Here is an 11,057-nt window from a genome sequence, read left to right as displayed (position 1 = left end):
GCCGAGCCCGGCGAAGCCTTGTCCTGCGCGACCTTGTCTTGCGAGCCCTTGTCTCGCGAGGTTTCTTGCCGTGACACTGAATCCACACCCGTTCGTTTGCTGGCATCCGCCCGATCCGGCCCGCCAACTGCGCTCTGCGCGGGCCGACCCTCGAACGATGTACGCCCCAAGACGAAACCGGGGCTCTTCGATCGCACTTATAACGTCATTACGCAGCTTTGCCACGCCAGGGGGCACCTGCGCTTTCCCAGAGGCCGCGCGAGGTCTGCAATACCATTCCGAAAACCAGAGGGCCGAAAGGAACTGCGAAGCCTCGCCGTGACTCCAGGGATACTGGCGCTGGCCCTCGAACTCCGGCAGTTAATCGCCCCGGACGTCCCGATCAACGGTGCGACCGGCTTTTCCCGTCCGCCGCTCCCGCCCCGAGGCCGGTCATGCCGCTCACCCGTTCCCTCGCAGGCCCCGTCCTGATCCTGATCCTCCTGAGCAGCTCGGCCCTGGCGGCGGGGACCGCCGCCGATCCCTCGCTCGTCCGGCGGCACGCCCCGGTGGAGCCCTTCACGTTCCCGTGCGAGACGCCCGGCACGTGCGGCGTCCAGGCCAGCCCCGGCGCGCCCGACCGCGACGTCCGCCCCTTCGAGGGCAGCCTCGGCCGGCCCTGCGGCTATCGCATGCGGGCGACGCCGCAGGGGACGCGCAAGGTCCGGGTCTGCTTCTGAACGGCGAACCCGCCATGGCGCGCGCGCTCGTCCTGCTGCTGCCCGTTTTCCTGCTCGCCGCGCCGCCCGTGACAGCGGCCGAGAGCTGCGCCGATTCGTTCGCCGATGCGCGCCGGCCGGAGATCGGCAACCCGAAGCTCGCCGAGCGCGCGGTGCCGCTGTGCTACGACGCCTTCGCGCTGCTCTATTCCGGCCTGTCGCGGACGCCGCTCTACGCGGCCGAGCGGCTCACCCGCGACAGCGTCGCGGCGGCCCGCCGGGTCGACCGGGTCGACGCCTTCCATGACGAGGAGGCGCTGCCGGCGGCCGACCGCGCGCGGCTCGAGGATTACGTCCACAGCGGCTACGACCGCGGCCACATGGCGCCGGCCGGTGACATGCCGACGGGGGCGGCGCAGGCACAGTCCTTCAGCCTCGCCAACATCGTTCCCCAGGACAGGGCGCTGAACCGCGGCCTCTGGGCGGCGATCGAGGAGAGCGTGCGGCGCCTGACCACTCGCCGGGGCACCCTCTTCGTCGTGACGGGGCCGATCTATACGGGCGATGCCGTCCAGGCGATCAACGGGCGCGTGCTGGTCCCGACGCAGCTCTTCAAGGCCCTCTACGACCCGGCGACCGGCGAAGCGGGCGCCTATCTCGTGGCGAACCGGGACGACCTGCCCTGGCGGACGGTCTCCCTCGACGCCCTGCGCGCGATCTCGGGCCTCGACGTGTTCCCAACGCTGACGCCGGCCGCGAAGGCGAAGGCCATGGATCTGCCGGAGCCGCGCGCCTATTCCCGGGGCGATCCGGACGGCGACGAGCCTCCGCGCCGTCGCGCGCCCGCGCCGGATTCGTTCGAGGCCTGGGCGAAGGCCGAGCTGCACCGCGCCCTCAGGCGCCTCTGGCGCGACCTGATGCGCGCCATCTTCTGAAAAGGGGTGTCGAGATGCCGAAGTCAGCTGCGCCGAAGGCCTCGGACCGGTTCGTGCCCTATGCGGACGATGCCGCGGTCCAGACGATCGGTGGCCTCACCATCGAGAACGGCACCGACCGGATCGCCATCCACGGAAGCCTCGATCTCATGCGGGATACCCTGGGGCTGGAGCGCGCGCGCGCCCTCGCTGCGGCCCTCGGGACGATCGTGGCGGCCCTCGAGGGCGTGCCGCTACCCGATCGCGTCGCGGAGGCCCCTCAACCCGCCGAGACGGTGAAGAACCCCTTCGCCTGAGGCCGCAACCAACGTCCTTCGTCCGGCGCCGGTCGGTGCCGGTGTTCGCGCCCGCGTTCTTGCCGGTCGGGCGCCGCCCTGATACTCCGGCGCAACACTCTCACGCGAAGCGGTTCGACGACGGCGAGCGCCCGAGGTCCGGCCGCATCGGCGCATTCCGCGCGGTACGCCGGCCGGCTCGAACCGGTGCCGTCGCGGGACCACGCACACGACGATTCCGACGGTCGAGGCGCAGGACGCGCCGGGCCGCCGACACGACAGGGATACCATCATGGCGCGCGAATTCATCTACCACATGAAGGGTCTGACCAAGACCTATTCGGGTGGCAAGAAGGTCCTCGATAACATCAACCTGTCCTTCTACCCGGACGCTAAGATCGGCGTTCTGGGCATCAACGGTTCGGGCAAGTCGACCCTGCTCAAGATCATGGCCGGGATCGACAAGGAATGGACCGGCGAGGGCTTCGTCGCGCAGGGCGCGCGGGTCGGCTACCTGCCGCAGGAGCCGCAGCTCGATCCGAACAAGTCCGTGCGCGAGAACGTCATGGAGGGCGTCGCCGAGAAGCAGGCGCTGCTCGACCGCTACAACGAACTCGCCATGAACTATTCCGAGGAGACGGCGGACGAGATGACCGCCCTCCAGGACAAGATCGAGGCGGCGAACCTCTGGGAGCTCGATTCCAAGGTCGACCAGGCCATGGAGGCGCTGGGCTGCCCGAGCGACGAGCAGCCGGTCGCGACCCTCTCGGGCGGCGAGCGCCGCCGCGTGGCCCTCTGCAAGCTGCTGCTCTGGGAGCCGGAGCTGCTGCTGCTCGACGAGCCGACCAACCACCTCGACGCCGAGACGGTGAACTGGCTCGAAGGCCACCTGCGACAGTATCCCGGCGCGATCCTGATCGTGACCCACGATCGCTACTTCCTCGACAACGTCACCGGCTGGATCCTCGAGCTCGACCGCACCCGCGGCTACCCTTACGAGGGCAACTACTCGGCCTGGCTCGTGCAGAAGCAGAAGCGCCTTCAGCAGGAGGGCCGCGAGGACATGGCCCGCCAGCGCGCGATCAACCGCGAGCAGGAGTGGATCGCCGCCTCGCCGAAGGCCCGCCAGTCGAAGTCGAAGGCCCGTATCACCCGGTATGAGGAGCTGGTCGCCAAGTCGCAGGACAAGATCGACGCCTCGGCGCAGATCGTCATCCCGATCGACGAGCGCCTCGGCAACAACGTCATCGAATTCGAGCACCTGAACAAGGCGTTCGGCGATCGCCTGCTCATTGAGGACCTCTCGTTCAAGCTGCCGCCCGGCGGCATCGTCGGCGTGATCGGCCCGAACGGCGCCGGCAAGACGACCCTGTTCAAGATGATCACCGGGGCCGAGAAGCCGGACGGCGGCACGATCGCGGTCGGCGAGACCGTGCATCTCGGCTACGTCGACCAGTCGCGCGATGCCCTCGATCCGAACGCCACGGTCTGGCAGGAGGTCTCCGGCGGCAACGACATCATCTATTTCAACAAGCGCGAGATCAATTCCCGCGCCTATTGCGCGGCCTTCGCCTTCAAGGGCTCCGACCAGCAGAAGAAGGTCGGCACCCTCTCGGGCGGTGAGCGCAACCGCGTCCACCTCGCCCGGACCCTGAAGGGCGGCGCCAACGTGCTCCTCCTCGACGAGCCCACCAACGACCTCGACATGGAGACCCTGCGGGCTCTCGAGGAGGCCCTGGAGGATTACGCGGGCTGCGCCGTGATCATCAGCCACGATCGCTGGTTCCTGAACCGCATCGCCACCCACATCCTCGCCTTCGAGGGTGAGAGCCACGTCGAGTGGTTCGAGGGCAACTTCTCGGACTACGAGGAGGACAAGAAGCGTCGCCTCGGCGCCGATTCGCTGATGCCGAAGAAGATCAAGTACAAAAAGTTCTCGCGGTAGGGCGGTCGCTCGGCGTCCGCCTCCGGGGCGGGCGCCGTCGTCAGGCCCGGGCGCTCAGCGCCAGGGCGTCGCGCAGGTCCCGCCCGCCCGTGAGCTTGCGGCCGCGGCGGCGCAGGCCCTTCAGCAGAGCGCGGTCGGGAAACGGGCAGTAGGGCAGGATCGGTGCGATCGTCCCCGGGGCCAGCCGTCCGTGCGCAAGATCCGCAAGCGCTGCGTCCAGCAGGACCCGCCCGTGCTCGTGCAGCAGCACCGAAGCCCGGGTCGCCGTCGTGTCTTCGGGCAGGTGCACCGCCTCCTGGGCCAGGATCGCACCGGCATCGATGGTGACGGCGAGGCGGTGGACCGTGACCCCGAAAGCCGGCTCGGCTTCGGCCAGGGCATGGATGGTTGGGACCGGCCCACGATGGCGGGGCAGTAGGCCGGGATGGACGTTGAGCCCCCCGAGCGGCGCCCGGGACAGGGTCGCACCGGAGAGAATCTGGTCGAAGTGGAAGGTGACGATGAGGTCGGGCACCTCGCGGTCGAAGGCTTGCGCCACCTCCGGTCCGTTGACGTCGTCGACCTTCAGGGTCGGGATGCCGTGTTCCCGGCAAAGGGTCTTCAGGGGCATGGCACCGGCCGCCGTGCCCGCCCCGGTCAGCCGGCGCGCCAGCGGCGAGAGCGGCGCCAGGAGATCGGGCAGCCCGAAATTGACGCCGAGATAGGGCAGGATCGCCGGGCCCGAGCGCGCGAGATGGCGCCGGACCTGTCCCACGAGTCCGCCGGAACTCGGCCGTTCGGCGTTCGACAGGCCGACGAAGGCGATGTCCTCGGCATGGTCGCCGACGAAGCGGCGCACCGCGCGGGCATTCGGCAGGGCCTCCAGCACGAACAGGGCGATACGCGGCCGGCTCACCGACCGACCCGGATCTTGAATTTGAACCCGCTCATGCCGAGCCGCCGCAGGAATTCGGGCAGCAGCGCCGCCCCGCGCGCGCCGGCGGCGAGGAGCCAGGGAAAGGCGACGATGTCCCGGTCCTTCGCCAGCCCGCGGGCGATGCGCCGGGCCGCGTCCTCGGCGCTGATCTCCAGCGGGCGCCAGCCCTGGTACTCGCCGCCCATCGCGGTCTTCACATAGCCCGGCGTGACCACGTTGATGCGCACACCGTGCGGCTTCAGCTTCTCCCGCAGCGCGAGGCCGTGCGCCAAGAGCGCCGCCTTGGTGCCGCTATAGGCCGGGGCATCGGGCAGGGGTGCGAAGGCCGCCAGGGAAGAGACCAGGGCGATCTGGCCCCGGCCGCGGGTCCGCATCAGGGTCACGCAGGGCAGCGTGACGTTGAGGGCGCCTAGGAGGTTCACCTCCACCGTCTCGAAGGCCATCGCCTCGGTTTCCACGTCCCCGCCCGGATCCCCGCCGTTGATCGCCGCATTCACGATGACGAGGTCGAGGGGATGCGCGCGATCCGCCGCCTGGAGCCAGGTCGCGACGGCTTCGCGCTCGCGGATGTCGAGGCGCTGAGTTTCGACCGTCGAGCCCCTGGCGCGGCACGCCTCTGCGATCGCATCGAGGCGGGGTCGGTCGCGGCCCTGGAGGATCAGCGTCGTTCCGGGCTCGGCGTAGTGACGGGCGAGGGCGGCGCCGATGCCGCTCGACGCACCGGTTATGAGGATGACGGGCATCGGGACTGCTAGCGCGGCCTGCCCGACCGGATCAATAGACCGGCGCCAGTTCCTGAGGCTCGCTGTCCTCGGCTCGGATCGCCCGGGCCGCAGCCAGGGCCGAGGCCGGCAGCGTCGCCTCCAGCCGCGGGATGGTGCCGGCGATCGCACGCTCGATGGCCGGCCGAGAGAAGAAGCCGCCATTGATCTGCGAGCGGTGCAGCACGACGCGTCGGAAATCCGCCATCAGCGCGGCATCTGGCGGGGTCGGGGCGGTCCAGAACGAATCCACGCCGCCCTGGTGCGTCAGGCCGGGGAAATTGTAGATCGCGTTGCCGGCGGCGCAGGTCGGGCGCCCGAGTTCCAGCGAGAGCATCCCGACCGTGCTGTTGATCAGGACGACGCCGCGGCTGCCGGCGATCAGGCTCGGCAGGTCGCCGCCGTCGATGATGTCGAGCCGGTCGTTGACCCCGTGGCGGCGGGCCGAATGCCGGGCGTACTTGCGCCAGTTGATCAGGCCGCTGTCGAGGGGATGCAGCTTGATCAGCAGGCGTGCCGGTGCCGGGGCATGGGCCGCGAAGGACGCGATGGTCCGGTCCATGAAGCCCTCGACCCCGAGGAAGGGCGAATGGACGCGGATCTGGTAGTCGCTGTCGAGTTGCAGCGGCAGCAGGAAGTAATCGACGCCGATCGCCGTGTAGGCCTCGTTCAGGCGCGCCGCCGCGCGCCGGGTGTGGGCGCGGCGGGAGAACTTCTTGATCCAGCCGGCATATTCCACAGCGATGTGATGCGGCCGGTGGCTGCGGAAATGCGGGAAGAAGTACGGGAAGCCGAAATTGGCGATGTTGTAGGCGACGTCCCACAGGCTGCGGCGGGCCATGTCTCCGCTCGATGGCATCGCACGGCCGGGCTGCGGCAGGCGCTGGGCCACCGCGCGAACCTCGTCCGCCGTCTTCGGCAGCGCCGAGTGGCCGTTCACGCCGCCGAGTTCGCAGGTGATCCAGTTCGGCCGGAGATATCCCTCTTCGAAGACGTGGAAGCGGACGCCGAAGGGCTGGGCGGCAGCCGTGGCGGCCACGTGATAGGGGCGGCAATCCCCGAACAGGACGATGTCGGTCACGCCGTGCGCGCGGATGTAATCGGCGACGTAGGCGCCCCACTTGTCGAAGCTGCCGCGGTAATTGTCGGAGGGCAGGCGCCAGAACAGCCAGTCGCCGGACGAGAAGTTGATGCGCCGCACGCGATGTCCGCGCGCCTCGAGGGCGCGGCCGAGATCGGCAAAGAAGGGCGACGCGAGTCCCTGCAGGAAGAGGAACGTCGCCTGTCCGTTGCGATGCATGTCCGTCAGGAGATGCAAGTCTGCGCGGGGCTGAAGCATTCTCTCCGACGCCTGCTCCTGCACCCGTACGAAGGCGGGCCACCCTGGACGGTGAAATCCGTCGCACGGGACTCCCATCTCAGCAATTGGGCGCTCGTAGGGCCGAGGTGGAATTTGCGAGTGCTGTGTCCTCGCCGCAACGCCCCCGTACAAATTCGATCCCGGAGGAATGTCTGCTTCCCTGCCCACCCTCGCCCCTTCGCGATGGGAAGATGCTAAGTCAGCGGGCGATCAGGTCGATCCGAAAGCGTGCATGCCCACGAAGTCACCGCAATCCCTGTTGTCCACAGGCCGGAGCGTCCACGCCCTGCGGTCGGAGATCGCGGCGGCGCTGGGTGTCGCCTTCGAGCCGCGCTGGCGTCCGGGCGCCGCGCCCGTCGTGTGGCAGAACGGCGTCGTCCACCGGGTCCTGCCGCGCTCGGCAGGCCCCGTCGTGGTCGGACCCGGCCCGCTCCTGTCTCCCTACGATCTGCCGGATCGGGGAATGGCCAGCCTCCGGATCGCGTCGGACGGGATCCCGGTGATCGCCGGATCGATCGATGCCGCGTCCCTGCTCCGCGCCCGGACGTTCGGGCGGAACCGGTTCCCCCGCGCGAGCGGCGCCGCCATCGCCGAAGCCGTTGCGGGCCTGACCGATCCGTCCCTCATCCTCGTCGAGGGAGCGCTGGCCCGGTCCGCCGCGACCCTGGCGGCCTTCGTGCAGCGGGTGCTCGCGGCACGGCCCGACGGTACCTTCGTCGTGGCGGGTTCGGAGGGCTGCGCGATCCTGCCACCGGGCTCGTCGCCGAGGCTCCGGGTTCTGCCGGAGCCCATCGATCCCTGGGCCTTGTTCGATCGGCTCCGCACGGTGTTCGTCGACGATTGGGCGGAGGCCTGCGAGGCGCGCCTCGCCGGATGCGACGTCGTCCGTCCCGACGAGGATGCCCCGCCTCCGCCGACGAGCGACCTCCTGGCGCTGCGCTACGGCGCCGGGATCCGCTACTTCGATCCCTGGACGCGGGCGCCGATCGGCTTCGCGGACTGCCTCGACCGCGTCGCGTGGCTGCGCGAGCGCTTCATCGACAACGACAGGCGGACGGTGCTGGTCGGCATCTCGGGCTGGAAACGCCCGGTGCTGGATGCGTTCATGGTCGGCCCGAAGGGGCCGCCGATCCACACCATGACGGCTGAGGATGCGGTCGCGGCCGCGATCCGGCACGAGGCTCAGGTCCGGGTCTGGGCCACGCGGATGCCGGAGCGGCTGGCACCGCTCTGCGCCGAGGCGGGCGTCCCGCTCGCGCGGGTCGAGGACGGCTTCCTGCGTTCGGTCGGCCTCGGCGCCGGTCTCGCCCCCGGCGCCTCGATCGTCGTTGACGACCTCGGGATCTACTACGATCCCCGCACAGAGAGCCGACTCGCCTTCCTCGTCCGGACCTCGACCTTCCCGCCGGATCTCGTCGCCCGCGCCAAGGCCCTGCGGGAGCTCGTGATCGCCCGCCGCCTGACCAAGTACAATGTCGGGCTCACCGATGCCGCCGGCGACTGGCCGCGGGACCGCCGGATCGTGCTCGTCCCGGGCCAGGTCGAGGACGATGCCTCCGTGATGCACGGATCGCCGGTGGTGCGCTCGAACCGGGACCTGCTGCGGGCGGCCCGAACCCGCAATCCCGATGCGTTCCTGCTCTACAAGCCGCATCCCGACGTGGAGGCGGGCTTTCGGACCGGCGCCATCCCGGAGGCGGAGGCCCTGACCCTCGCCGACCGGATCGTCGGCGGCCTCTCCATCGTCGATCTCCTCGACCGCGCGGACCACGTGGAGACGATGACCTCTCTCGCCGGCTTCGAGGCCCTGATCCGCGGCCTCTCCGTCGCGGTCCACGGGCGTCCGTTCTATGCGGGCTGGGGCCTGACCGAGGATCTGGCGCCGGGGGCCGATCGCGGCCGGCGGCTGGCCCTCGACGAGTTGGTCGCGGGGGCGCTCCTGCTCTACCCGCTCTACCTCGATCCGGTCTCCCGGAAGCCGTGCTCGGCCGAGCAGCTGCTCGACCGGCTCGCGGCAGCCCGCGACGCGGCCGGCCCGTCGCGTCTGGCCCTGAGCCCGATCGCGATCCTGACGATGCGAGCCCGCTACGCCCTGCTGAACCCGATCATCCGACGCCTGCGCACACGGCGCGGCGTCGAGCGGTTTCCGGACCGGAAGCGCCGAGCACCGTGATGACCCTCGTCCTGAGCCTCACCCTCGCTCTGCTCATCAGCCTCGCCATCGAAGCGTGGGAAGGCGCCGAGGCGCGGCCCGTCAGCCTGCGGCCCGGCGATCTCGCGGTTCGTTTCACGGGTTACGCGCTGGTCGCCCTGTTCTGGTTCCAGTTCTCCTGGCGCCCCTGGCTCGCCGGGTTCTCCTGCGTCCTGACGATCCTGATCCTCACCGTCATCAGCCGGCTGAAGCGGACCATCATCGGCGAACCGCTGGTGTTCAGTGATTTCGCGCTGCTGCGGCAGGTGCCGCGCCATCCGGAACTCTACTACACCCGCCCTCTCAGCGATCCCCGCATGGCGGTGCCGCTCCTGACCGGACTGGCGCTGGTCGCCGCGTGGTACGCGATCGAGCCGACGATCCTGCCCGGCGAGCCGAGCGTCGCGATCATGGCGGTGGCGGCCCTGCCGCTGATGCTGATCAGCGTCGCGATCCTCTCGGAGGAGGGGGCGTTCGCGTCGAGGCTCGCGCGGTTGTTCCCAGCGCCCTCCCTGGAGACCGACATCGCCCGATATGGCCTACCGTCCACCTTGGTCGGCTACGCCCTGCGCTGGCACGCCGACCGTCGCACCGCGCGTGCGGCCGCCCTGCCGACGCCGCCTGCCCGCGAGGACGCCCCCGTGGTCGTGGTGGTGCAGCTCGAGTCCTTCGTCGATCCGGTGCGTCTCGGTGGGCCGCCCCTGCCGCTCATGGAGATCGTCCGCGCACGCGCGGCGATCCACGGGCGCCTGCGGGTTCCGGCCCACGGCGCCTACACCATGCGCACCGAGCACGCCGTGCTGACCGGGTCGGAGGCCGACGATCTCGGCTTCGGCGTCTTCGACCCCTACCTGACCCATGGCGGAAACGAGCCGACGAGCCTGCCGCTCCGGGCGCGGGATGCCGGGTTCGAGACCGTCTTCGTCCATCCCTTCCACCGCGACTTCTTCAACCGCGCCGAGGTGGTGACGCGCCTCGGCTTCGACCGGCTGCTCATGGAGGACGCCTTTTCCGGAGCGTCCCGGGTCGGTCCCTACGTGGGCGACATGCCTCTGGCCGAGCGCGTGCTCGGCGAAATCCGCGAGCGTACCGGGCCGCTGTTCCTCTACGCCGTCACCATGGAGAACCATGGGCCCTGGAAGCCCGGCCGGCTCCCCGGCATCGACGATCCCCTGGCGCAGTACCTGACCCACGTGGCCAATACGGGCCGCGCCGTGGAGATCCTGATCGCCGGGCTGGAGGATCTGCCGGCCACCCTCTGCGTCTTCGGCGATCACGCGCCGGCCCTTCCGAATTGCCGCCCCGGTTTCGGCGCGACGACGACGGATTACGCGATCTTCGCGTTCGGCCAGGAGGGGAGGGCGTCGCCCATCCGCCGGGACATCGGCGCCGCCGAACTCGGTCGCTTGCTGCGCGATGCCGTCGATCCGCCGCCCGGCGCGCCGAGCTTGGCTTTGCCACCGTCGTGACGCATTGGTGACCGATAGGCGGGGCAGAACCTGCGCCGTTCGGTCGAGGCTCTGGTTGCGTGCACGAGTCGTTAATCCGAACGCAGCCTTTTGCCGCTATCGTCCAGCGCGGCCACCGCTCGGCGGCCCACTTTGCGCGTCCGGCCGTCCAAGTGTCGGGCCGGGCTCCGCATCGCATCGGACACGATGGCGTCGCCCGTACGCCGCAATCCAAGCGGGCGTCGTCGCCGGATCGCACCTGTGCGCGGTCCGGCCAGGAGAGTAACAATGCTTCGTAAGGCGTCCCTGGCCGCCCTGACGGCCTGCCTCGTATCCGGCTGCTCGTCGCTCCTTCCCGCGGCCGGCCCGACGACGGGTGCGGTTGTGGAGGGGGCCGACATCTCGACGAGCGAGGGCACGTTCGCGCGCTACGAGATCGTGGACCTGTCTTCGGCCACCATCGAGGCCCTGCGCGGGCGGGCGCTGGACAGCCTGCTGGCCTCCTTCGGCGACCGGCGCCCCTCCCTC

Annotated in this window: 9 protein-coding genes and 1 pseudogene; 7 read left to right on the top strand and 3 right to left on the bottom strand. The window is 70.1% G+C overall.

Going from position 1 to position 11,057, the window contains the following annotated elements:
- Window positions 1-434: 434 nt before the first annotated feature.
- From AC0IWM_RS23465 to ettA, 4 genes are all read left to right on the top strand, one after another.
- The gene (locus AC0IWM_RS23465) at window positions 435-719 is read left to right on the top strand and encodes a hypothetical protein (RefSeq protein WP_471759060.1); all 285 of its coding nucleotides are present in this window, start codon (window positions 435-437) and stop codon (window positions 717-719) included.
- Between the two features lie 14 nt (window positions 720-733).
- Entirely contained in the window at window positions 734-1,633 is a 900-nt protein-coding gene (locus AC0IWM_RS23460; protein WP_471759058.1) for a DNA/RNA non-specific endonuclease, read from the top strand.
- 14 nt (window positions 1,634-1,647) lie between these two features.
- Complete coding sequence (locus tag AC0IWM_RS23455) at window positions 1,648-1,929, top strand: hypothetical protein (RefSeq protein WP_471759056.1); 282 nt, start codon at window positions 1,648-1,650, stop codon at window positions 1,927-1,929.
- A 271-nt stretch (window positions 1,930-2,200) separates the two neighbouring features.
- On the top strand, window positions 2,201-3,853 hold the full coding sequence (gene ettA / locus AC0IWM_RS23450) for an energy-dependent translational throttle protein EttA (RefSeq protein WP_471759054.1): 1,653 nt from the start codon (window positions 2,201-2,203) through the stop codon (window positions 3,851-3,853).
- 40 nt (window positions 3,854-3,893) lie between these two features.
- On the opposite strand, the gene AC0IWM_RS23445 is transcribed toward ettA, so the two are convergent.
- From AC0IWM_RS23445 to AC0IWM_RS23435, 3 genes are read right to left on the bottom strand one after another with little or no spacing between them, the layout of a single operon-like run.
- Entirely contained in the window at window positions 3,894-4,748 is an 855-nt protein-coding gene (locus tag AC0IWM_RS23445) for a formyltransferase family protein (protein WP_471759052.1), read from the bottom strand.
- Entirely contained in the window at window positions 4,745-5,512 is a 768-nt protein-coding gene (locus AC0IWM_RS23440) for an SDR family NAD(P)-dependent oxidoreductase (RefSeq protein WP_471759050.1), read from the bottom strand. Before AC0IWM_RS23440 ends, AC0IWM_RS23445 begins: the two co-directional genes overlap by 4 nt.
- 31 nt (window positions 5,513-5,543) lie before the next feature.
- The gene (locus tag AC0IWM_RS23435) at window positions 5,544-6,869 is read right to left on the bottom strand and encodes a capsule biosynthesis protein (protein ID WP_471759048.1); all 1,326 of its coding nucleotides are present in this window, start codon (window positions 6,867-6,869) and stop codon (window positions 5,544-5,546) included.
- Between the two features lie 253 nt (window positions 6,870-7,122).
- Here AC0IWM_RS23435 and AC0IWM_RS23430 point away from each other — a divergent pair, with 253 nt between their 5' ends.
- From AC0IWM_RS23430 to AC0IWM_RS23420, 3 genes and pseudogenes are all read left to right on the top strand, one after another.
- Entirely contained in the window at window positions 7,123-9,063 is a 1,941-nt protein-coding gene (locus AC0IWM_RS23430) for a capsular polysaccharide export protein, LipB/KpsS family (protein WP_471759046.1), read from the top strand.
- Window positions 9,063-10,550 carry an LTA synthase family protein gene (locus AC0IWM_RS23425; RefSeq protein WP_471759044.1) on the top strand — a complete coding sequence of 496 codons (1,488 nt, stop codon included), beginning with the start codon at window positions 9,063-9,065 and terminating at the stop codon, window positions 10,548-10,550. Before AC0IWM_RS23430 ends, AC0IWM_RS23425 begins: the two co-directional genes overlap by 1 nt.
- Window positions 10,551-10,817: 267 nt before the next feature.
- Window positions 10,818-11,057, top strand: a pseudogene (locus tag AC0IWM_RS23420) (polysaccharide biosynthesis/export family protein); the annotation flags it as partial.

The organism is Methylobacterium sp. AC433, assembly GCF_979253015.1.
Note: the sequence above shows the minus strand (reverse complement) of the source record. Positions and strands in the feature narration are given on the sequence as shown.